Here is a 23502-nt window from a genome sequence, read left to right on the forward strand (position 1 = left end):
CAATACGTGCGCGCTCTTCCGGCGCAGGAGAACAACGCCCGGCGCCTCGAACTGGTGCGGCCGGGCAGCACCAGGAAGTTCGCCCTGTCCACGACGGCCGCCCTGGAGTACGTCTACGACGGGCCGCGCCGCGCCGAACTCGGCGATCTGATCGGCGAGTCGGGGGATGCACCAGAGCCGGACGAGGCACCGGAGCCGGACGACGACGGGGGCTTCGACCTGTGGATCGAGCGCAACTGGAGCTGGTGCGCGCCCTATTACCTGTTCTCGCGGCGATCCGAGTACGCGGACGTGGACGATCCGGACGGCGACATCCGGCGCCGGGTCCTCGACGCCTACCTGGCCGACGGTGATCCGCCGCGGCCACCGCACACCGACGCTCCGACGCTGCACCTCGATCACCGGGAGGTCTCCCCGCAGCTCGACGTAGGAGGCGCCCTGGCCGCCAGACGCTCGGTGCCCCGGCCCCGGCGACGGCCCTTCTCGGCGGCCGAGCTGGGCTGGATCCTGTTCACCGGCTGCGCCCAGGTGCGCGACTCCCTGGCCCACCAGGCCACGGCCGCCGAGGACCCCTTGGCGCTCCTGACCAGCTTCGGCAGCGCGCTGGACGTCTATGTCGTCGCCTACGCGGTGGACGGCCTGTTTCCCGGCGTCTACCGCTACGACGTGGCCGCGGACGGACTGAGTCCCCTGCCAGGACGACCGGACCCCGACGCCCTTCGTCGGCGGATGTCGGCGATCCTGGTGGGCCAGCCTGCGCCCCTGTCGGCCGCGGCGACCGTGATCCTGGCCGCCGACTTCGAGCGCTACCAGTGGCGTTACCGCCACGAGCGGGCGCTGCGCCACCTGTGGCTGGACGCGGCGCACGCCATGGGCTATCTCCTGTTCAGCGCCACCGCGCTGCGCAAGTCGACCCACATCAGCCCCGCCGCACGGGACTCGCAGGGCAACGCGTTCCTGGGCCTCTCCGACGCGCGCCACCAGATCATGTACTCCCTCAGTACGGGCTGACCCGGGTGAGCGCACGGCCCGGTTCCTTCCCCGGCCTTGATCCGATGCTGGCCGGGGTGCTCGCCGACGCGGCGCGGTGGTTGTGCCGCACGCGCCCGTCGGCGGCCTGGCTCCGGGGCGCGGAACCGGACTGGGGCCGGCCCTGGGACGGGGAGGTGAGCCGGACGGAGTTGCATGCCCTGTCCGCACGCCTCTCCCCCGTGCTCCGCGCCGCGCCGACCGCCTGGGACGGGGCCGTGGCGCGGCAGTTGGGCGACTGGCTCCACGGCCAGGACCGGTGGCTGCGACGGCTCGGGCAGCGCGGGGCGACGCTCGCCGAAGCCTGCGCGCAGACCCGGGCACTGGCGGCCGAGCGGCCCTGGTACGCGGAGGAGTGCCGACGGCATGTCCGCGCGCTGAGAGCGGCCGCACCGCCCACGCACCCCCTGCTCCGGACACCGGCGACCCTCCCCCGGCAAGCCGTACCCGACCACTGCACGGCGCCGCCCGCCGAGACCCACCGGGCCATGGGCGAACTGCTCCTCGAAGCCGCCGCCGAGCACGCCACGGCCCGCCGTAGGTACGCCGGTGAGGCAGCCGCCCTGGCACACGACCTGGCCGGGCACGAGCCGTCCGCTCTCCTGCACCTGCTGACCGCCGGGTCGTCGGGACTCCCGGCTGGGTTCGAGCCGCCCGAGGTGCGCCGGGCCCGCGGCCCGATGGCCGATCTGGTGCCGGTCGCCCTGTTCCGGCCCGGTGATCGCGGCGGAGTCGTATACCTCGGACCGCAGGTGCCCACGGCGCGCGAGGCCACCGCCCGCGACCGTCTCGCCCTGCTGCTGCTCCTGGCGCATGAGGCGTTCCCGGGCCACGCCCTGCACGCCGGGCACGCCCGGCTGCGGTTCGGCGGGGCGGCAGCGGTCCTCGGGGACATGAGCGCCCTGGAGGGCTGGGCGATGATCGCCGAGCAGCAGGTCGCCGAGGAACGGCCCGGCCTCGCCGAGATCTCCCTGTGGTTCCGGGTGAAGCGTCTGCTGCCGGTCGTCGTGGCCGACGTACGCGCACGGCTCGGCGCCGGGGCCGCGCGGGATGTCGTGCGCCGTGTCGCCGCCGCGTCGCCCGCGCTGTTCCGCGACATCCCGGCCGGGCACCAGCTCCTGGAGGCGAACCGGGCCTACGCGCAGGGGTATGTCGAGTCCCTGCACGCGCTGGACGCGCTCAAGCGCACCTCGGGGGCGGCGGCTTCCGACGCGCGGCTGCTTCTGGTGTCGGCGGGCGGGATCCGGGCCGCTCTGCTGCCGGACGTCTGGGCCGCGCCCGGCCGCCGCTCACCCTCCGAGCAGCCGCCGGGCCCCCAGGGCCAGCGAGATCTCCACCAGGTCGCCTACCCGGGTGAGGCTGCGGCCGGTCAGCTGCTCCACGCGGCGCAGCCGGTTGAGGACGGTGTTGCGGTGGCAGTAGAGGCGGGTGCCCGCGCGCTGTGCGGAGCCGTCGGTCTCCAGCCAGACCACGAGGGTGTCCAGGAGGAGATCCCGGTCGGCGGGGTCGAGGGAGTGCAGCGGGCCCAGGACGCGCTCGGCGAGCGCTTCCGCGAGTTCGGGGGACGAGACGACGAGGGCGTCGGGCAGGCGTTCGTCCAGCAGGACGGTGCCGCCGCTGCGGGGACAGGCACGCAGCGCCGTGTCGGCGAGGCGGCGGGCGTGCGGGACGGCGGCCAGGGACTCCACGGGTGAGCCGATGCCGGCCCGGGCGCCCGGCGGCAGGGCCAGAGCGGCGCCGAGCGCGGACAGTTCGGCCGCCGGGTCGCCGTCGGCGTCGCCGAGCAGCACCAGGGCGTACTGGACTCCGGAAGCAGAGTGGCGCAGCGTCCGTGTCCCGGTCGGCAGGGTGAGGCGGGTGTCGTCGCCGTCGAGGGCGATCACGGCGTACCACCCGTCCTCGGGCAGCCCCAGGACGTCGGCGGCGGTGGGCAGGTCGGTGAGACGGGCGCTTCCGTCGAGGAGGCTCGCGGTCAGGAGACGCAGTCGGTTCTCGTGCTGCCAGGCCATGCGGCGCTCGGTGCGGCGGTAGGCGTCGGCGACCACCCGGCAGTGCTCGTCGACGAAGTTCCACACGTCCGTGGCGACATGGATGAGCAGCCGCATGTCGTCGGGGTTGCCGCGCGAGACCTCTTCGACCAGGCCCTGCCACACCATCGCCCCGCCGAGCCGGAAGGCGTGCAGCAGCGCGTCGAGCGGCAGGCCCCGTTCGGCGCGCGCCCCGGCGATCTGCACGGACGTGCGGTGGGCGGCCTCCCTGGTCTGGCCCGGCTGGAGGAGCGAGGTGACGCTGCAGCGCAGGGAGCGGTGGACCTCCTGCCACACCTCGGTGGGGCGGTACTCGATGTCCGTGCGGTAGGCGGGCTCCTGCTCGCGCAGGGTCGCGACGAGCCGGTCGGTCATCGCGGGCAGGTCTCTCAGCAGGGCGCGGGCCGCGCGGTGCAGGACGGCGACGGCCTCGGCGTCGAGAAGAGAGCGCGAGCCCGGCGCGAGCGGGGTGATGACGGGCACTTCGTGCAGGGGTCCGACCCGTGACCGCAGGACGTGTGGCATGGGGCCTCCCCGGGGAATGTGCGCACAGCAGGATCTTCCTGACGCCCGAAGAATGGCATACCGCCCAGTCGGTACCTAGAGCTGTGCGGCAATCTCCACATCACGGTCCGGCAACTCCCCCTCCCCGGCGAGCAGTCGCGACAGCTCGACGCGGGAGCGTACGCCCAGCGCGGCGAACACATTGCGCAGGTGGTGGTCGACGGTGCGGGGACTGACCGAGAGGTGGACCGCCACCTCTCGGTTGGTGGCGCCCTCGGCCACCTGCCGGGCGATGCGCTGCTGCTGCGGGGTCAGCGCCGCGAGCGGGCCGGGTCCCGGGTCCCCCGCCACCGCCTCGCCCGCGGCGCGCAGTTCGCCTCGGCTGCGCTCCGCCCAGGCGCGCGCCCCGCACCGCTCGAAGCCCACCAGCGCGTCCCGCAGGGGGCCGCGGGCCTCGCGGGTGCGGCGTCTGCGGCGCAGCCACTGGCCGTACAGCAGCTGCGTACGGGCGCGTTCGAACTCGCCGGGCGAGCGGTCGTGGTGGGCGAGTGCGTTCTCGTACGCGGCGTCCGTGTGCTGCGGCGGGGCGAGCAGGGCGCGGCAGCGGGCCAGTTGGGCCGGTGCCTGCCGGTCGGCGGTGGCGTCGACCCAGCGGGCGAATTCCGCCGTGGCGGCCTGCGCCTCCGCCGTGCGTCCGGTCTGGACGGCCGCTTCGACGAAGCAGGGCACGGCCAGCTTCCGTACGGCGAAGTGCCCGCCCCGCGGCCCCGGAGCGACCAGAGGGGCGAGCCGGGCGGCCGCGTCTCCGGGACGCCCCGCGGCGAGGTCCGCCCGGGCGACGGCCCAGACGGCGAGCGTGGCGGCCTGGGTCAGCCCGTGCGGTCCCGCCCCGTCCGCCGCGGCTGCCGCGTGCGCCGCGCAGGCCTCCGCGTCGCCCTCCACGGACGCGGCGAGCGCGAGGACCGCGTGCAGGCAGACCGCGACGTTGGGCTGCCCGGTGCGGTGCGCGGCCCCGAGCCCTTCGAGGGCGTGCGCCCTGGCCCTGGTGTGCCGGCCCGCGCGCAGTTCGCCGTAGGCCAGGTGTTCCAGGGCGCGCGGCAGCAGGACCTCGGGGCCGTAGGCGCGCACGGCGGCGAGCGCGCGGGCGCCCGCCGCACAGGCCGTCTCGACCTCGCCGACGACCAGGGCGGCGGATCCGGCCCGCAGCAGTCCGGCGGGCTCGCTCGCCGTGGCCACGTCGTCCAGGCAGCGGCGCAGCAGGGTGTGGCCTTCGGCGGTGCGGCCCGCGAGGACCGCGCACATCCCGGCGCGGTAGGCGTCCAGGGACGGGTCGTCGGCGCAGGCGGGTAATCGCGCCATCGCCTCCTGGTAGGCAGCGGCGTCGCCCATCGCCCAGGCCGCCTCCGCCGCGCCGATCAGCGCGTGGCGGGCCGGTTCGGGCGGCAGCAGGACGGCGGCGGTGAGCAGCGCCTCTCTGGCGTCGGCGGCGGGACCGTCGGCGAGGGACAGCAGGCCGCGCACCCGGTGCACGCCTCCGTGGGCGGGGACGGCGGCGGTGCGGGCGAGCAGGGCGCGGGCCCGTACGGGGTCTCCCGCGAGGCGGGATGCCTCCGCCGCTTCGGCGAGACGGTCGGTGCGCAGTGTCGTGTCGGCGGTGAGGGCCGCGGCGCGCGCCAGGGCCGCGGAACGCTCGGCATGAGGGCGGGGTGCGGTGGCCGCCGCGGCGAGGGCCCCGGCAAGGCGCGCGTCGTGATCCCCTGCCGCGCAGGCGAGTTGGACCAGGCGCGAGAGGCGGTCGCGGCAGGCCTCGGCGAGACGGGCGTGGGTGGCTCTGCGGCGGGCGAGCGGGGTGCGGCGCAGTACGGCGCGGCGCAGCAGCGGGTGGGTGAAGTGGAGGCGTCCGCCCGCTCCGACCACCGCTCCGGCGGCTTCGGCGGGTGCCAGGCCCGCGGGGTCACCGCCGGCCCGCAGCAGCAGGGCCAGATCGGCGCCCGCGCCGTCGGGCTCGTGTTCCCCGGCCGCCGCGGCGAGCAGCAGCAGGGTGCGGGCGTCGGCGGGCAGCGCCTCGATGCGGGCGGCGTAGGCGTCCAGGAGGTCTTCTCCGCCGGGCAGCGGATCGGGCAGCGGGGTGCGTCCGGCCAGCTGGTCGGGGGTGAGGGCCGCGACGAGGGCGCAGAGCAGGCGGGGGTTGCCCGCGGCTTCGCGGATCAGCCAGGCGGCGACGACGGGGTCGGTGGCGCCCCGGGTGAGCCCGTCGAGCAGGGCGGCGGCCGCACTGTCGTCCAGGGGGCGCAGGCGCAGGGTGGCCAGACCGTACGACTCGCTTGTCCCGGCGTGGTGTTCGGCGAGGGTGAGCAGCACGGCCACGGGCTTCTCGGCGGGCAGGCGGCGCAGGTCCGCCAGGAGGGCGGCCCGGTCCGCGGGGTGCCAGGTGTGCGCGTCGTCGACGCAGACGAGGAGCGGGCCGTCCTGCGGCAGCGCCGCCGGGGCGGTCGGCCGCGTGGAGGGGATCGGGGCGCAGACCGCCCGCGCGTGCTCCACGAGGGCGGTACGGCCGAGGCCGGGCTGCGCGGTCAGGACGAGCACGCCGCCGCGACCGGCTCGCGCGCCCTCCACCAGGGATTCCACGGCGGCGATCTCCTCGCGGCGGCCGTGGAGCTCGGGGGGCCGCAGCGCGCCGGGTACGGTCGTCGAAGGGGTCACGCTCGCACGTTACTTCCGCGTAACACGGCCCGGAAGGCCCGCGTCCGCAGGGCTGGGCACGGCCCCAACGGCCGCCGCATCCCGATGTGCACCGGCACAAGCGGGCATGCGGGGCACGCGCGTCCGTCCGCCGCCGGCTGCCCGGTGGCGGACGGACGCCCCCCAGTGACGGAGCGTCAGGATCAGGAGTTGTGCGGGCAGTTGCCCCGGTACTCCTCGATCGTGAGGCTCGGTCGCGGCAGCGGGCAGAGGAACTGCTCGTAGCGGGTGTCGTTGTCGATGAACCGCTTCAGCCAGGAAATGCTGTACTTCGCGATCGTCGTGTTGGACGAGTTCGGCGTGAAGTGGGTGGCGCCGTTGAGCTCCAGGTATGCCTTGTCCAGGGAGCCGGGCAGCGACTCGTAGAACGGCTCCGAGTGGCTGGCGACGGGGGCGACGGTGTCGCCGTCCGCGCCGACGACCAGGGTCGGCGTCTTCAGCTCGGGCCAGGTCTTGTCGGTGTTCCAGCCTGTCAGCGGGATCGCCGCCTTCAGGGACGTACGGCTCTTGGCGGCTTCCAGGGTGCCGCCGCCGCCCATCGAGTGCCCCATCACGCCCAGGCGGGAGGCGTCGATGCGGCCGCGCACCGAGCTGGTCTTCGTCAAGTAGTCCAGCGCGGACAGGAGTTGACGTCCACGGCTGTCGGGCTGGTCGAGCGTGGTGTTGGTGTCGATGGTGAACACCACGAAGCCCTGCGAGGCGAGGCGCGGCCCGAGCCAGGCGATGCTCGACTGGTAGGCGGTGAAGCCCGGCGAGATGACGACCGCGCCGAAGGTGCCGTCGGCGGTGGACGTCGGGTAGTAGATCGTGCCGCCGCCGAAGCCGGACACGCTCAGCGACGAGACGCTGGTCTGCGAGACGGCGTAGGAACCGCGCGAGGCCTCGATGCTGGAGTCGGAGGGTGCGGGCCCGCGCTCGTAGGGGTTGTCGGCGGCGGCCTGGGCGCCGGGCGCGAGACCCGTGCCGAGGAGGCCGGCGGTGGCGACCGCGGCGGCCAGGGCCGCCCGCACCACGGGGCGGGAGAAGACGTGCAGGCGCACGGAGGGGTCCTCTCTGTTGTGGCGGGGCCACACAGGAGGAAGGAGATACGCCCCGGTGGAGACCGCCGTGTTCGTTGGCGGTCCCCACCGTGGCGCTGTTGACGGGGTGTCGACATCGGCGAAATCACCGGTGTCGCGCGGATGTCGCCCGCACGGGGGTGTCAGGCTGTCGCCCGCACGGCGGTGTCAGCCGCGCAGCGGCCCTTCACACAGGTAGTCCGATGTTCCGGCGCGTCCGTTGGTCCAGATGTCCACCTCGCCGAAGGCGCAGTTCATGTCGGTGAGGTTGTTGTCGCCGCCCGCGGCCCGGTCGAGGATGTAGGCGTCGACGGTCTCGGACATGTCCTTGAAGACCTGGTCGGGGCTGGCCGCGTCGCCGAGGTTCGCGGTGATCCGTCCGGCGCACACGAACCGCGGGCGCCCCGGTGCGCCGGTGGAGCGGCAGTCGGGGGTGATGCCGGTCGTGGCGGCGAACGAGGAGCGGACCTGGCCCGCGGTACTGTCGCGCAGCCGGTCGACGGGCACGTACGTAGTGTCGGGGACGAACAGCTCGTCGACGTGCGCGATCTGCCGGTCGAGGAAGGCGTCGTACGCGCGCTGCAGCCCGGCGTCCCGGCCCAGGCGGTCGCGCCAGGCGTCGAACGCTGCCGGATCGTCGGCGCGCAGGTGGCGGTACATCTCCTTGAGCAGCGCCGGGCGTTCGGTCCACAGGAACTCGAAGAACGTGCCCGCGTAGTCGTAGAAGCGGAAGCCGTCCCCGTCGTAGGTGGCGTGCAGCAGCTGGTCGACGCTCATGCGCGGCCCGCCGCCCGCGGTGTCGTCGATGATGCCCTGGACGAGGGACTTGCGGACCTTGATGCCGTCGTCACGGGTGGCACCGTCGAAGAACTCCGCGGTGCCCTCGTCCATCGCGGTCGTGCGGTCGCCCTCGTACCAGCGGCCCTCGCCGAAGAAGCCGGGTACCGCCCAGCGGCCGTTGAGGTAGTGCGTGTACTCGTGGCGGAACAGCTCCTCCAGTGTCAGCGAGGAGTCTTGGGGGACGCGCCGCTGGTAGGTGTAGAAGGTCGCGCCCTTCTCGATGTAGACGCCGCCGTTGTCGGTGCCCATGCCGGTGAGCAGCGGGTGGTAGTTCTCGTAGTCGGCGCGCGAGGCGTACAGGACGGTGGTCAGGGTGGTGTTGGGGTCGCCGCCGAGCGGTTCCTGTGTCCCGACGACCCGGTGGAACTGGGCCTTCACCTGCTTGCTCGCGTAGTAGAGCTGGTCGACGGTGCCGCGTTCGAGCGCGGTGCGGACCTTCATGCCGCCCTCGTCATAGGCGTAGGTCTGCGGGAAGAGGCGGCGCTCGATGTCGTCCCTGCACACCTGGTACGGCTTGCAGGCGTCGAACTCGATCAGCCAGGTGACGGCCTTGGCCCATGGGGCGCTGCCGTCTCCGAAGGTGCGGGCGGTGGTGTCCAGGAGCGGGCCGAGCCCGGCTACGATCTCGCCGCGCAGGGAGTCGATCTGACCCATCCGCCCGTACTCGCTCACCGCGTCGCGTGCCACCCACGCGTTGGGCCCGCCCTTGAGATGGGCGTACCCGCCGAACGCCTTGAAGACGGCGCGGTAGGCGGGGTCGGCGGCCACCGCGGCGCGGAAGGCGCTGTCCTGGTTGCCGGGGTAGATGCCGAGGTAGTTCACGGTGAGCGCGGCGAGGGCGGCTCCGGCCCAGCTCGTGTCCCGTGCGGTGTCGGGGTGGGCGGCATCCATCGTCGCCAGAACCCTTTTGACGAGAGGGAGTTGGTGCTGTCGCAACCCCGTCGCGCTGGCCGCGGTCAGTGCCTCACGGAGTGTCTCGGCGTTGGAGCGGGTGACGTCGAAGGCGTGGGCAGCCGTACCGAAGGCGTCCACGGCTCCGCGCATGGCGGCGAGGGTCGCCGGGTCGGTGATGTCGACCTCGGCGTGCGAGAAGCCCTGGTAGGAGACGGCGTGGAGGTAGGTGAACATCTCCAGGAGGTGGCCGGCGTTGGTGCCGTCGTGCGATGCGGCGAGCCGGGTGGCGCGCTGCGAGACGGCCTTGATGTGCGCGGCCGACATGACCGGGGCCAGGCGCTTGTCCCAGGTCCAGATCAGACCGCGCAGACAGCCGTCGGCGGTGATGGCGGGGTCGGCGAGGAACGCGGTGAACTGCGCGGGCGACAGTCCGGTGACACCGTCGAGCGTGCACGGCACCGACACCTTGCCGACGGTGGCACGGGGCACGTCCGACGTGGCCTTCTTCTGGTCCGTACGGGCGCCCGGGACGCGGCCGCCGGTGAGTCCGCCGGGAGCCGGGAGCGTCCGGGCGGCGGGCTTCGGGGCGTCGGCACGGCGGTCGACCCGGTCGTACGGGTCGGGCGCCCCGGGGCCCGGCGCGGCGGGTCCCGGCGTGGCGGCGGGTCCCGGCGCAACGGGTGAGGCGGTGGCCGGATGCCGGGCGGGAGCGGGGGCGTCCGCGCGGGCGGCGGGTGCGGCCGTGGCGCACAAGGTCACGGATAACGCGGCGGCGACCACGGATCTGCGCAGGGTTCGATGCTGAAGCACGACAGGCTCCTGGAGTGTGGGAGGTACGCGACGGACCTCTGGCCTCAACTGCCGTACAGCCACCGGCACTTGCGGGACCAAGGCCCTGCGTCATGTGATGCGTAACGTAGTAATGTGAAATTGCACTGACAACCCCTCAGACGTCGGCAACTCACAACTCCCCTTCGATACAGGCCCGTTCGGCCCGCTCGCCCGCATCGAGCGCGCACCGGATGCAGGGGCGGCACCCCTGTGACCTTGTACGCTGGTGAACCACTCGGGGGCGGGCGCGCGGGCCACGGCCTGCGGGCCACGAAGGGATCACCACCATGGGTCACCTCCCACAGCGCACCCTCGTCACTCCCAAGGAGCGGCTGCGCGACCAGGTCGCCCACCATCTGCGGGCCGCGCTGATATCCGGCGAGCTGCGTCCCGGCGAGGTCTACTCGGCGCCCGTGCTCGCCGAGGACTTCGGGATCTCCGCGACGCCCGTGCGCGAGGCGATGCTAGACCTGGCCCGCGAGGGCCTGGTGGAGCCGGTCCGCAACAAGGGCTTCCGCGTCACCGAGGTCAACGAACGCGACCTCGACCAGTACACCGAGATCCGCACCCTCATCGAGGTCCCCATGGTCGGCCGCATCACCCGGTCCGCCTCACGCGCGGACCTCGAGCGCCTGCGTCCCGTGGCCGACGAGATCGTCCGCGCGGCCCGCGACCACGACCTCATCGGCTATCTCGAGGCCGACCGGCAGTTCCACCTCTCCCTGCTCGCGCTCGGCGGCAACGACCGGCTCGTCGAGACCGTCGGCGACCTGCGCAAGCGCTCGCGCCTGTACGGCCTGACGGCGCTGGACGAGCGCGGGCGCCTTATCCCGTCGGCGCAGGAGCACATCGAGCTGCTCGACCTGATGGTGGCCGGTGACGCCGAAGGGGCGGAACAGTGCATGACCCGCCATCTCGGGCATGTCCGCTCGCTCTGGGCGCGCGGCGACAAGGAGTAGGACGAGGGGCAGGACGCGGGACAGGACGAGGGACAGGACGAGGAGCAGGAAGCGGTGCGACCGGCGGGGCCTACTCGCGGGTTCGTTTGATTCTTCAACGCACTGCGACATTCATTGACGCGGACCGTTCACATCTTTATGGTCGCCTCACCTTCCCCGGCGATCCCGCAACGGAGAACAATGAGGTCCCTCCCCCGCACGGCCCGGTTCGTCGCACCCTTCCTCGTGGGTGTGCTTGCCGCGACCGTTCCCCCCACCGCGGCGGCCGGCACAGCGCCACCGAGCACCCAGCGCCCGGCGACGCCCGCGTCCTCCGGTGACGGCTGGACGATGACGTCCACCCGCATCGACCCGAAGGACACGTACCACGCCTTCGTCGGCAACGGCTATCTCGGCCAGCGCGTCGCGCCCAACGGAACCGGCTACACCGCCTCCGACGCCAAGACCGGATGGCCGCTGTTCACCCCCCGCTACGACGGCTCCTTCGTTTCCGGCCTCTACGCCCACAACAAGGACACCACCGAGAACCGCCAGGTCGCCGCGGCCATCCCCACCTGGTCGCCGCTCACGGTCTCCACCGGCGGAGAGGGTTCCGAGACCTTCACCTCCGCGACACCGGCCTCCCGCATCTCGCACTACCGGCAGAGCCTCGATCTGCGCCGCGGCCTGGTGCGCACCGAACTCACCTGGACGGCGAAGGACGGCCGGGCCACCGACCTCGTCTACGACGTCCTCGCGGACCGCACCGACCCCCATGTCGGCGCCGTACGACTGCGCATGACCCCGCACTGGGACGGCCACGCCAAGGTCACCGACCGCATCGACGGACGCGGTGCACGACGCGTCACCCCCACCGCCGAAGGCACCCGCTCCGAGCACCGGACCATGACCGTCGGCTTCCGCACGCAGGGTACGAAGACCGAAGGCACGGTCGCCTCGACACTCCGCGCGGGGCACGGAGTGCGTACAGGAAATGAACAAACCTCCGCTCCCACGCGCAAGTTGAGCGCCCATCAGTCCGTCGGTGTACCCGTCCGGTCCGGACAGACCTACGAGCTGACCAAGTACGTGGGCGTCGACACCGCGCTGACCTCCCGCTCCCCCGAGCGGGATGCCGTGGCGGCCTCGCGGCGGGCGGCAGGGCGCGGCTGGGACGCGCTGTTCGAGGGGCACACCGCCGCCTGGCGCAAGCTGTGGCGCAGCGACATCGAGGTGCCGGGACAGGGCAAACAACAGCGCGACCTGCAGTCCTGGGCGCGATCCGCCCAGTACGGGCTGCTCTCCAGCACTCGCACCGGCTCGTCCAACAGCATCTCCCCCACCGGTCTGAGCAGCGACAACTACGCCGGTCTGATCTTCTGGGACGCCGAGACGTGGATGTACCCGGCGCTGCTCGCCGCGCACCCGAACCTCGCCAAGTCCGTGGTGGACTACCGCTACCGCACCCGGCACGCCGCTGCCGCCAACGCCGAGAAGCTCGGCCACCGCGGCCTCTTCTACCCCTGGACCAGCGCGGGCAAGGGCGACCTCACGTCCGAGTGCCACAGCGTCGACCCGCCGCACTGCCGCACCCAGAACCACCTGCAGAGCGATGTCGCCCTGGCCGCCTGGCAGTACTACCTCGCCACCAAGGACACCCACTGGCTGCGCACCCGCGGCTGGCCGGTGATCAAGGGGATCGCCGAGTTCTGGGCCGACCGCGCCACGCGCAACAGTGACGGCAGCTACTCCATCAAGGACGTCGCAGGACCCGACGAGTACAGCAACGGCGTCGACGACGGCGTGTTCACCAACGCGGGCGCCGCCACCACCCTGCGCACCGCGGGACGCGTCGCACAGATCCTCGGCAAGGACACCCCGAAGAGCTGGGGCACCGTCGCCGACAAACTGCGCATCCCCTACGACGAGAAGAAGAAGGTCTTCCAGCAGTACGACGGCTACAAGGGCTCGGTCATCAAGCAGGCGGACACCGTGCTCCTGATGTACCCGCTGGAGTGGCCCATGTCGAAGCAGGCCGCCACCAACACCCTCGACTACTACGCGGCCCGCACCGACCCCGACGGCCCCGCCATGACCGACTCGGTGCACGCCGTCGACGCCGCGTCCATCGGTGAGCCCGGCTGCTCCGCGTACACCTATCTGGAGCGCTCCATCCGGCCCTTCGTGCGCGGCCCGTTCAACCTCTTCTCCGAGGCGCGCGGCGGCAAGGCGGGCGCCACCGACCCGCTGTCGGGCTCCCCGGCGCAGAACTTCACGACCGGCCAGGGCGGTTTCCTCCAGGTCTTCACCCATGGCCTGACCGGGCAGCGGCTGCGCGAGAACAGCGTGCACCTCGACCCGATGCTGCCGCCGCAGCTCTCGCAGGGCGTCAAGCTCAACGGACAGCACTGGCAGGGCCGTACGTACGACATCGCCATCGGCGCGCACGAGACCACCGTGCGTCTCACCCACGGAGAGCCCTTCGAGATCGAGACCCCGCAGGGCAAGCAGGTCGTCAGCCAGGGCGCGCCCGCGCACCTCAAGACGCGCCGCCCAGACCTGGAGCCGACCGACAACCTGGCCAGGTGCGTCACGGGCAAGGCGAGTTCGGAACAGCCCGGCCAGTACGCCAAGGCCGCTCTCGACGGCAACAACGCCACCGCCTGGGTTCCTGACTCCGCCCGCGCCACCCTCACCGCCGACCTCGGCGAGCCCTCGGCGTTCTCGCGGATCACGCCGCGCTGGACGGACGTGAAGCCGGTGAAGAAGACGGTGCAGACCTCACTCGACGGGCAGCACTGGAAGACGGCCGATTCGGACGGGGGCACGGCCCGCTACGTCCGGGTGAAGTTCACCTCCAAGGACGCCAAGAAGCCCGCGGGCATCCAGGAGTTGACCGTCAAGCGGTAGATCGCAGATCAAAAGGCGGCAGCGGCGGTGGCGGCACGGAAAACCAGTGCCTCCACCGCCGCTCCCGTTGTTAGCCTGCCGGTCGTGGCAGACGAGGCGTACACCAATCCCCGGCTGGCGGTGCTCTATGACCCGCTCGACGCGGACCGCAGCGATCTGGACGTATACGCCGACCTGGCCGCGGAACTGAGAGCGCGTCAGGTACTCGACGTGGGCTGCGGCACGGGCACGTTCGCGCTGCTGCTCGCCGGGCGCGGGCTGCGGGTGACCGCCGTGGACCCGGCCTCCGCCTCCCTCGACGTCGCGCGCTCCAAGCCCGGCAGCGAGCACGTCCGGTGGCTCCACGGCGACGCGACCGCGCTCCCCGGGATGCAGGTCGACCTCGTCACCATGACCGCCAACGTGGCCCAGGCCATCGCAGACCCGCAGGTCTGGCAGGACAGCCTTCGCCGCCTCCACGCGGCCCTTCGGCCCGGGGGCCACCTCGTCTTCGAGACCCGCGACCCCGCCCGGCGGGCGTGGGAGGGGTGGAACCGCGCCGCGACCCACCGCACGGTCGCCGTCGAGGGCATCGGTGACGTCGAGACCTGGGTGGACGTCACCGACGTCAGCCTGCCGCTGGTGTCCTTCCGCCACACCTATGTGCTCGCCGCGACCGGCGAGACCCTTACCTCCGACTCGACCCTGCGCTTCCGCGAGCGCGACGAGGTGACCGCCTCGCTCACGGCGCACGGCTTCGTCGTGGACGAGATCCGCGACGCCCCGGACCGCCCCGGCCGGGAGTTCGTGTTCCTCGCCCGCCGCCCGTAGGACGGCGGGCGCGTCAGCGCAGGGTCATCCGATACGTCAGCGGCGAGCGACCGGTGATCAGTACCCGGATGCCGTCCGGAGTGAGGGAGCCGTTCATCCAGGTGTAGCGCTCCCCCGGCTCGACCACGGGAGGCTGTTTGCCGCCCTTTCCGTTGCCGGGGCCGAAGGTGATCCGGTCCTCGCCGACCGTGTAGCTCGCCTCGCCGCTGACCAGTTGATAGGTGTCATCGGCCCCGGCGACCGGCTCCAGGCCCTCCCCCGCCAGCTTTCCGCCCCGGCGGAAGCACAGCTCAAGGGCGAGCGGCACCGCGGACTCCGACACGTCGAAGGAAAGCTCCCAGCCGCCGTCGGCCAGCTCCCGCACCAGGATCTCGGTGCGCAGGGCCCGGTACTCCTTGGGCCTGTGCGGGAATTCCATCGCCGACCAGAAGCGGCCGTCGTCGGTGAGCGGGTAGAGGCCGTCCTTGCGCCGGTGGCGGCGCGGCAGCGGCTGGTGAAAGGCGGCTCGGACCTCCGCGTGCAGCCGCCAGGCGTCGCCGCGCCGCTCAAGTCCCTCGGAGCGGAAGGGGCCCAGCGAGAAGAACTGCGGGGCAAGACGCAGCGAGTCCAGGATCGCGGCGCCCTTGCGCATCTTGAAGAACGTCGGGTTGGTCGACAGGCCCGACGAGATGGCATGCAGCTCAGGCAGATCCGTGCCCCCGAAGATGCTCGCCGTCCGCTCGCCTCGGCGCACCCGCACCAGGCGGCAGCTGTCGTCGTGGTGCGCGAAGTCCGTCGGCAGCTCTATCGCCGCGGGCAGCTCACGGGCGAGCTCGGGACGGTCGAGGACCTCGGCGAGCCGGTCGCCCGGCGGGGTCTCGCCGAAGGTCTGCTCCGTGCCGCGCTCCTGGATCAGCGCGGCCATGGCCGCGAACGTGCCGTTACCGTCACGGATCGCCAGCTCCCGGTACTGGAGCCAGAACTCGGGCAGGTAGCGCAGCGCCGCCTGGTCCTGGCGCCGCGAATGGACGGACTCCACCTCGCCGTTGGGTTCGGTGACATACAGCGAGGCGGTGAGGTTGTCGCGGACGTGGGCGTACAGGTCACGCCGGTCGTGGAAGCGGGCGACGGTCAGCAGGGCCGGGTTGGTGACCACCGCCGAGTACGTGGGGCTGCGCTCGCTGTACTCGCCGCCCGCGAGCTGGTCGATGCCCTCCGCGAGCCAGGCGTCGATGCGCCGTGGGTACGAGGCATCGGGCCAGCGCCGGTGGATGCGGGAGAGCGCCGAGCACACCAGCCAGCGGTGATTGGCGGTGTGCACACCGCCATTGGCGAGGCCGGGGCCCGCCTTGCGCAGGATGCGTTCGATCGTGGAGCGCAGCTTGGCGGTGGCCCGTTCGCCGTCCCGGTCGAGCAAGGCGTAGGCGATGTTCAGGTCGACGATGGAGAAGGCGGTGTCGGGCGGTGAGTGGACGGCGCCCTGGTCCCACAGGCCGTCGTCGAACTGCTCCTCGGCGAGGGCGTCCGCGAGTTCCGCCAGCGGGCCCGGGAGCGCGCCGTCGTGGTGGTACGCCGAGGCGGGATGTACGTGGACCGAGGTGAGCGTGCGCAGGCTGCGGGCGGCGGCGCGGGCCTTGCCCCGGTCGCGCAGCTCGGTGAGGTGGTCGTCGTATCCGTCGAGGACGGCGGCGGCGCGCGCGTCGGCTGCCTCGGTGAGGAAGGCGAGGAAGTCCTCGTCCCGGCGGGGGTTGCGCCGTGGCTTTGCGGATGCGGCGCCGTCCGCCGCTGCCGCCGGCCGGCCGGAGACGGCGCCGATGCCCGCCGCGGAGGCCGTGGCGGAGGTGGCGAGGAAGGTTCTGCGGGCTATCACGCTGTCTCCCCGTGGGGCACGCGAACGCCCCGTACGTCGATGGCGGTGAGTGCGAGGGCCAGCGGCCCCGGCACGAGGAACGCGAGCGGCAGCATCATCCAGGCGCACAGCGCTGCCGCCGCAAGGGCGAGCAGGACAAGCGCGCTGCCGCCGACGTCCCGCGCCGCGTCACCGGCGGCGCCGCGCACAGCGGCCCGCCAGTCGGTGAGCGCTTCGGGGCGGGCGCACGCCCGCAGGCCCACGACCACGGCGCACGTCCCGATCACCGCGGCCGTCACGGCGAAGACCCGGGCGCCGGGCAGCCCCGCCCCGGCAAGGGCCAGATCCGCGGCGAACAGCAGCACCCCGGCGAGTGCGACGGCGCCCGCGGCGAGGTCACCGGGGCGGAAGCGTTCCCGCAGCAGCGCCAGGTAGCGCCTCGCCGTGGCCGGTTGCTCGTCCCTGGTGCCGCGCACGACCGCGCAGGCGGTGGAGAGCGCCGCCGGGGCGGTGATCAGCGGCAGACAGGCAACCGCGGTCACCGCTCCGAGGGCAAGGACGTCGGCGAACAGGGTCATCCGCGGCCCGAAGATCTCGCCCGTCTCGCGGGCCCGGGCGGCGCTCATCCCTTGACCCCGGAGTTGGCCATGCCCTCGACCAGGAAGCGCTGGAAGGCGAGGAAGAAGAGCACGATCGGCAGGAGCGCGATCACCGACATGGCGAACATCGGGCCGAACGCCGACTGGCTGGAGGCGTCCACGAACGACCGCAGCGCCAGGGTCAGCGTGAACTTCTCCGGCGAGAAGAGATAGATGAGCTGGGTGAAGAAGTCGTTCCAGGTCCAGATGAACGTGAAGATCGCGGTGGTGATCAGGGCTGGCCTGGTCAGTGGCAGGACGACCAGGAAGAAGCTGCGGAACGGGCCGCAGCCGTCGATTCGGGCGGCTTCCTCCAGCTCGCGCGGCAGGCCGCGCATGAACTGCACGATGAGGAAGACGAAGAAGGCCTCGGTGGCCAGGAACTTCGGCAGGATCAGCGGCCAGTAGGTGTTCACCATGCCGAGCTGGTTGAAGATGATGTACTGCGGGATCAGGACCGCGTGGTGCGGCAGCATGATCGTCGCGATCATGAAGGCGAAGAGCGGGCCGCGGAAGCGGAACCGCAGCCGTGCGAAGGCGTAGGCGGCGAGGGAGCAGCTCAGTACGTTGCCGAGGACCGCGCCGCCCGCGATCAGCAGGGAGTTGCTGAGCAGCCGCCCCACCGATACGTCGTCCACGCCGTCGAGGGCGGTGGAGTAGTTCGACCACTCCAGCTTGCTCGGCAGCAGGTTCAGGCTCGCGATCACCTCGTCGGCGGGCTTGAGCGAGGTGGCGAGGAGCCAGGCCAGCGGATAGAGCATGACCAGGAGCGCGGCCAGGCACCCGGCGTGCAGGGCGATACGGCGCCAGGGGACGGGCCGCCGGTTCCCGGTGGTGGCAGTGGTGGTGGTCATCGCTCCCCCTCGTTCGCGTAGAAGACCCAGGAGCGCGAGGTGCGGAAGAGTACCGCGGTCACGGCTCCGATGGCGATCAGCAGGACCCAGGCCATGGCGGAGGCGTAGCCCATGTGGGAGGCGACGAAGCCGCGGTCGTAGAGGTAAAGCGTGTAGAAGAGGGTGGAGTCGGCGGGGCCGCCCTTGCCGCCGCTGACCGCGAAGGCCGGGGTGAAGACCTGGAAGGCCTGGATGGTCTGGAGCACCAGGTTGAAGAAGAGCACCGGCGAGAGCATCGGCAGCGTGATGGAGAGGAACTGCCGCCTGCGGCTGGCCCCGTCCACGGCGGCGGCCTCGTACAGCTCGGTCGGGATCTGCTGCAGCCCCGCCAGGAAGATCACCATGGGTGCGCCGAACTGCCAGACCGTCAGGAGCGCCACGGCGAGCAGCGCCCAGCCGGGCTTGTTGACCCAACCCCCGGTGTGGATGCCGATGTCGGAGAGGAGGTTGTCGACGGTGCCGCCGTCGTTGAACACCGCCCGCCACACCAGGGCGATCGACATCGAGGCGCCAAGCAGCGAAGGGGCGTAGAAGGCAGACCGGTAGAAGGCCTTGCCGCGCCGCATGGACTTCAGGGCCAGGGCGACGGCGAGCGCGAGCGCCAGTTGCAGCGGCACGGCGATCACGACGTACGTCAGGGTCGCGCCGACCGAGCGCCAGTAGCGCGGGTCCTCGGTGAACATCTGGACGTAGTTACGGAAGCCCACCCAGCGCGGGGCGTTGAACAGGTCGTAGTCGGTGAAGGACAGATACAGCGAGACGGCCATGGGCAGCAGCGTCAGGACGACGGCGCCCAGCACCCAGGGCGAGAGGAACACCCAGGCGGCGCCTTCGCGTTCACGCTTTGCGCGTCGCCTGCGCGGGGGTTCGGGGCTCTTGGCGCGGGCGGCCTTCGCGGGTATGTCGGTGGTGGTCATGACCGCACCTCCGCCTTCGCCTCGGTGATGAAGTCCTCCGCGGCCTCGCGGGGTGACATCTGCTCGAACGACACCTGGTCGTAGTCACGCCCGAAGGTGGTCTGCAGGGCGTTGTCGCCGGAGGGCGGTGCCTGTGGCGGTGCTTCGAGCTTTCCGTCGACGGAGTCCTGGTAGTCGGCGACGGTCTTGTCGAAGTCCTTGAGTCCGGGGCCGATGTCGTCGCGGATCGGCTCGTTGACGGGGATGCCACGGGAGGCGCCGAGGATCTTCGCCGCCTTCTCGTCATTGATCATGAAGTCGATGAACGCGGCGGATTCCTCCGGGTGTTCGCTGGTGGCCGCGGCGCCCATGAACATCGAGGGCTTGAAGTACTGGCCGGGCGTCCCGTCCGTGCCCGAGGGCATCGGGGCGAGCGTGAGGCCTTCGCCCACGATGGGCGTGAATCCGCTAGACGGCGCGTCCCAGTTGAAGTCGGAGATCGCCTTGCCGCGCGCCAGCGGCTGGTTCTCCACCGTCCCGTCGAGCTGGGTGGTCTGCTCGGCGGCCGACACCGCGCCCTCCCGGCGCAGCTTGTCGGTGAAGGTCCACCAGCGGGTCAGGTCATCGGCGGTGAAGCCGAGCTCGCGGTCCTTGGTGTAGAGGGTCTTGCCCTGGCCGCGCAGCCACACCTCGAAGCAGTCCTCGCTCTGCCCCGGGTCGACGGATCCGGGCTTGCCGCTCTTCTTGGCCAGCTCCCGCATGGCATCGGCCCAGTCGTCCCAGGTCCAGCCGTTACGCGGAAGCGCCACCCCGGCCGCCTTCCACTGCTCGGCGTCGTAGACGACCGTCTCGGTGCCGCGGCCCTGCGGGATCGCGTACTGGGTGCCGTCAACGACACCGGTGGCCAGGAGCCCGGCGTCGATCTCGTCGGTGCGCAGGGCCTTCTTCTGCTTACCGAGGTCGAGGAGGATGCCGCCGGACGCGTACTGGTCGATCTGCCGGTAGTCGAGCTGCATCACATCGGGAGCGTCGCCGCCCGCCGCCTGCGTGGCGAGCTTCTGCTTGTACGCCTCGTAGCCGGCGAACGACGTCTGCACCGTGATCCCCGGGTGCTCCTTCTCGAACAGCGCGACGGCTTCCTGGGTACGGGCCGCCCGGTCGGGGTTGCCCCACCAGGTGTAGCGCAGCACGGTCTTGCCGCCGCCGCTCGATTCGTCCGAGCCGCCGCAGCCGGTGAGCAGCACGCTGAGCGTGAGCATTACGGCCGTCGCGCAGGACCACTTTGTCCTGTTTCCGGGCATGCCGATGACACCTCTCCTCTCCGATGTGTGTATGGCCTTCTGATGGGCGCTTCGTGTACGGCGCTGCGGCTACTCGCCGTAGTACGGAAGCGTCGTGCCCGGCAGTTCGTATTCGTCGCGGCGCCCGCACATGCCGTAGCCGCCGAGGCGTGACGGGCGGCTGTCGTACGAGCCGGAGCCCGCGAGGTAATCGGGGCTGCCGGATGCGAGGGCATCCAGCTGCACGCCGGTGCGTTCGGCGGTGGCCAGGGCGCCGGCCTGCCACAGCTCGCGCCAGGCGGGGACCTTGTCCCGTACGAGTCGGGCCGCGGCCTGCTGGAACTCCAGGTAGGGGCCGTTGTCCCCGGCCTTGAGCGCCTCGCGCAGCGGCAGATACCCCTCGACGGCCAGGTCACGGCGCTTGCGGGCGGCGGCCTCCGCCTCCGGGCCCTCCTTGGCGGGGAGCTTCGCCGCGGCGGCGTACCGCTCGGGGTCGGCGAGTACGTCGGGCGGGAAGGTGAAGACGGCGTCCCCGGCCTCGGGCAGGCCGCTGTTCTGCATCAGGACCGTGATCCGCAGGTCGCCGCCCTGCACCATCCGGTGCACGGTGCCGGGGGTGAACCACGCGACCGAGCCCGCCTCCAGGGGGACCTCGCGGTAACCGTCGGGACTGAGCGTCTGGACGGCGCCGCGGCCGCCGGTGACGACGTACGCCTCGGTGCACACCAGGTGCAGGTGCGGGCTGCCGCCGCACACGCCGTCGGCGGCCTCCCAGTCGTAGGCGCTCAGGTGCGAGAGGCCGACGGCTCCGGGCAGCGGGTGCGGAAGGCTCGGCGGCGGGTCGGGAAGGCTCGGCGACTGGTGGGGAAGGCTCACCATGACAGTCCCTTCAGGTGGGTGGCGACGCGGTCGCGGTCCCAGGCGCCGTCGGCGACCACGACGCGGTAGCGGTAGGCGAAGGACGCGCCGGGCGGCAGCGCGAACTCCTCGAAGAACGCCCACGAGAAGGCGACGGTGGGGATGGGTTCGGAGCGCACGAACCAGTGCGATTCGTGGATCGCGGTCCCTTCCTCCTGGTTCTCCGGCGCGTGCGCGAAGACGAGCGTGGAGTGCGCGTCGACGTCGTCGTGCTCGGCGGTGAAGGCGAGCCAGGGCCCCTGCGTGCCCATCAGCTCACCGGCGTCCTTCTCGTCGCCGGGACCGAAGGCGGCGCCGCCGGTGAAGTCGCGCGGCCCGCGCCACTGCAGGCCGGTGTATCCGGCCATCTCGCGGCCCGCGGTGGTGGGCGAGCCGAAGTGCAGGGGTTCGTCGCGGATGTTGGTCAGGCGGATCGACCAGTCAAGGGCCCAGGATCCGGCGTCCTCGTCGACCGAGTGGACGGTGATGTCACGCTCTTCCCTGGCCCACGGCTGGCCGCCGTTCTCGATCCAGGTCAGCTCCTCGGTGAGGTGGAAGCGGTCCTCCCCGACGTCCAGGGCGGGGAAGCCGTCGTGGCGCATGGAACCGACCCGCTCCGGCAGCCGCAGATAACCCTCGCCGTGGACATAGCAGTTGCCGCCCCAGAAGTTCTGCCCCGACAGATGACTCGCGGTCATCTGCAGACCCTTGTGCCAGCGGTGGTCATTCGGCCGATACCCCGAGACCTGGTGTCCGGCCAGGGTGCGCAGGGGGTGGATGTAGGGCTTGCGGGCCTCGAAGGGGTCGGGGTCCGGGGCGTATACGTAGCCGAGCAGCTCGACGCCGCCGCCCGAGCGGACCGTGATCCGCTCGCCGTGGGTGTGGGTGACCTGGATCGTCATCGCGCGGGGCTCCAGTCGGTGTGGCTGCCGTGCATGGCCGGGTAGTAGGGGTCGCCGGCGGCGATCTCGCCCGCGAGCACCGGCTTTCCGGTGAACGCCGACTTGTAGAGCGCGGCGGCGAATTCGAGGGTGCGCCGGGCGTCGGTTCCGCTGCCCGGCGGTCGTACGCCCCGCTCGCGTGCGTCGAGGAGGGCACCGAGCTGGGCGGCGTGCGAGCTGGGGACGTCGGCGACGGGGGTGCGCCAGGCGTCGGCGCGGCTGGGCTCGACGTGCGGGGCGGGGGTGTAGGTCCAGTCGTCGTTGGAGTGGCCGTAGAGATGGGTGAGTTCGACCGTGGCGTCGTCGCAGTCGACGCGAATGCGGCTGACCTCGTCCGGGGACAGGACGCTGTTGACGACGGTGGCGAGCGCGCCGCTCTCGAAGCGCACCAGGGCGGTCGAGACGTCCTCGCTCTCGGTGTCGTGGACGAGCCGTGCCGCCATGGCGCGCACCTCGGTCCAGTCGCCGAGCAGATGCAGCAGCAGGTCGAACTGATGAATACCGTGCCCCATGGTGGGCCCGCCGCCCTCGCTCTCCCAGCGGCCGCGCCAGGGCACCGCGTAGTAGGCGCTGTCGCGGTGCCACGTGGTCTGGCAGTGCGCGACGCGGGGCGCGCCGAGCTCGCCGCTCGCGATCAGCTCGCGGGCGTGGACGGCGCCGGAGCCGTAGCGGTGCTGGAAGACGACCGAGGCGTACGTTCCCGATGCTTCCTCGGCGGCGGCGATCTCGTCGTACTCGGCGAGCGAGAGACACAGCGGCTTCTCGCACAGCACCCAGGCGCCGGCCTTGAGGGCGGCCACGGTCTGTGAACGGTGGAGCGAGGGCGGGGTGCCGATCAGGACGAGGTCGGGGCGGACTTCGTCGAGCATCGTCTCGTAATCCGCGTAGCCCTCGACGTCCATACCCAGCGCCTCGGCCTGCGTACGGAAGGCGTCGAGCCGGGCGGGGTCGACGTCGACGGCGGCTCTCAGCTCGACCCGGTCGGAGTGGGCCCGCAGGGCGGGCAGATGACTGCCGGTGACTATGCCGCCGGTGCCGACGACGGCGGCCCGTAGACGCGTGGGGGTGGAGGACATACGGTCTCCTCGAACGAGCTTAGAAAGCGCTTGCACTGGGGCCGACCCTAGGCACCGCAGGAATGTCAGGACAAGACCTCGGAGCCGAAAAGTGAAACGACTCAACATGTGGACGTCCTGGTCTGGTCCGGGTGCGCCCGCGTGGGCGTCTTGGTCCGGACCGGGTACCCCGGATCGGTCGGGCGGATCGGTCGGACGGTCGGTCGGTCGGTCGGTCGGTCGGGCGGTCGGGCGGGCGGTCGGGCGGTCGGGCGGTCGGGCGGTCGGGCGGGGCGGATTGCAGAAAATTCGCAGCCCGGTACGGCAATACCGGCATCGCGGTGGGACTTTCCTGCAATGCGTGCTTGGCGTGCCCGCCTACTCCGCACCCACGGGGACGCCAATGCCCGGCGATTCGAGGCGCCCGCGAGGCCCGGTCCGGGCGTACTCGCGAACGTCGCCGGGCGTTCACCACCTCCCCACAAAGCCCC

Annotated in this window: 16 protein-coding genes; 4 read left to right on the forward strand and 12 right to left on the reverse strand. The window is 72.2% G+C overall.

All coding sequences use genetic code 11. The features are described from left to right. The first annotated feature begins 6 nt into the window (after positions 1-6). Positions 7-1011, forward strand: coding sequence for a nitroreductase family protein (locus tag ABZ906_RS09785; RefSeq protein WP_361379740.1), 1005 nt, complete (start codon positions 7-9; stop codon positions 1009-1011). Positions 1012-2318: 1307 nt separating this feature from the next. Here ABZ906_RS09785 and ABZ906_RS09790 read toward each other — a convergent pair. The 4 genes from ABZ906_RS09790 to ABZ906_RS09805 form a co-directional block, all read right to left on the reverse strand. After that, on the reverse strand, positions 2319-3581 hold the full coding sequence (locus tag ABZ906_RS09790; protein WP_361379743.1) for a helix-turn-helix domain-containing protein: 1263 nt from the start codon (positions 3579-3581) through the stop codon (positions 2319-2321). A 75-nt stretch (positions 3582-3656) separates the two neighbouring features. After that, complete coding sequence (locus tag ABZ906_RS09795) at positions 3657-6263, reverse strand: helix-turn-helix transcriptional regulator (RefSeq protein ID WP_361379746.1); 2607 nt, start codon at positions 6261-6263, stop codon at positions 3657-3659. Positions 6264-6445: 182 nt separating this feature from the next. Next, entirely contained in the window at positions 6446-7342 is an 897-nt protein-coding gene (locus ABZ906_RS09800; protein WP_361379749.1) for an alpha/beta hydrolase, read from the reverse strand. A 186-nt stretch (positions 7343-7528) separates the two neighbouring features. Then, complete coding sequence (locus ABZ906_RS09805; protein WP_361379752.1) at positions 7529-9904, reverse strand: collagenase; 2376 nt, start codon at positions 9902-9904, stop codon at positions 7529-7531. A 308-nt stretch (positions 9905-10212) separates the two neighbouring features. Between ABZ906_RS09805 and ABZ906_RS09810 the strand changes: the two genes are divergently transcribed. The 3 genes from ABZ906_RS09810 (at position 10213) to ABZ906_RS09820 (ending at position 14583) form a co-directional block, all read left to right on the forward strand. After that, positions 10213-10884 (forward strand): GntR family transcriptional regulator, encoded by a 672-nt coding sequence (locus ABZ906_RS09810; RefSeq protein WP_361379755.1) that lies wholly within the window; start codon positions 10213-10215, stop codon positions 10882-10884. A gap of 180 nt (positions 10885-11064) precedes the next feature. Beyond that, positions 11065-13773, forward strand: a complete 2709-nt coding sequence (locus ABZ906_RS09815; RefSeq protein WP_361379758.1) for a discoidin domain-containing protein — start codon at positions 11065-11067, stop codon at positions 13771-13773. A gap of 84 nt (positions 13774-13857) precedes the next feature. After that, a complete protein-coding gene (locus ABZ906_RS09820; RefSeq protein WP_361379761.1) occupies positions 13858-14583 on the forward strand; it encodes a class I SAM-dependent methyltransferase in 726 nt (241 codons plus the stop codon). Between the two features lie 13 nt (positions 14584-14596). On the opposite strand, the gene ABZ906_RS09825 is transcribed toward ABZ906_RS09820, so the two are convergent. From ABZ906_RS09825 to ABZ906_RS09860, 8 genes are all read right to left on the reverse strand, one after another. Further along, the gene (locus ABZ906_RS09825; RefSeq protein ID WP_361379764.1) at positions 14597-16432 is read right to left on the reverse strand and encodes a hypothetical protein; all 1836 of its coding nucleotides are present in this window, start codon (positions 16430-16432) and stop codon (positions 14597-14599) included. Then, positions 16429-17037 carry a hypothetical protein gene (locus ABZ906_RS09830; protein ID WP_361379767.1) on the reverse strand — a complete coding sequence of 203 codons (609 nt, stop codon included), beginning with the start codon at positions 17035-17037 and terminating at the stop codon, positions 16429-16431. The genes ABZ906_RS09825 and ABZ906_RS09830 overlap by 4 nt, the downstream gene beginning before the upstream one ends. Beyond that, positions 17034-17903, reverse strand: coding sequence for a carbohydrate ABC transporter permease (locus ABZ906_RS09835; protein WP_361379770.1), 870 nt, complete (start codon positions 17901-17903; stop codon positions 17034-17036). Before ABZ906_RS09835 ends, ABZ906_RS09830 begins: the two co-directional genes overlap by 4 nt. After that, positions 17900-18859, reverse strand: coding sequence for a sugar ABC transporter permease (locus ABZ906_RS09840; protein ID WP_361379773.1), 960 nt, complete (start codon positions 18857-18859; stop codon positions 17900-17902). Before ABZ906_RS09840 ends, ABZ906_RS09835 begins: the two co-directional genes overlap by 4 nt. Next, a complete protein-coding gene (locus ABZ906_RS09845; RefSeq protein ID WP_361379778.1) occupies positions 18856-20139 on the reverse strand; it encodes an ABC transporter substrate-binding protein in 1284 nt (427 codons plus the stop codon). The genes ABZ906_RS09840 and ABZ906_RS09845 overlap by 4 nt, the downstream gene beginning before the upstream one ends. A 69-nt stretch (positions 20140-20208) precedes the next feature. Next, a complete protein-coding gene (locus tag ABZ906_RS09850; protein WP_361379781.1) occupies positions 20209-20997 on the reverse strand; it encodes a cupin in 789 nt (262 codons plus the stop codon). Then, positions 20991-21917, reverse strand: a complete 927-nt coding sequence (locus ABZ906_RS09855; RefSeq protein WP_361379784.1) for a PmoA family protein — start codon at positions 21915-21917, stop codon at positions 20991-20993. Before ABZ906_RS09855 ends, ABZ906_RS09850 begins: the two co-directional genes overlap by 7 nt. Continuing rightward, on the reverse strand, positions 21914-23032 hold the full coding sequence (locus ABZ906_RS09860; protein ID WP_361379787.1) for a Gfo/Idh/MocA family oxidoreductase: 1119 nt from the start codon (positions 23030-23032) through the stop codon (positions 21914-21916). Before ABZ906_RS09860 ends, ABZ906_RS09855 begins: the two co-directional genes overlap by 4 nt. Between the last annotated feature and the right edge of the window lie 470 nt (positions 23033-23502).

This window comes from Streptomyces sp. NPDC046925 (assembly GCF_040644915.1).
Classification (GTDB): Bacteria; Actinomycetota; Actinomycetes; order Streptomycetales; family Streptomycetaceae; genus Streptomyces.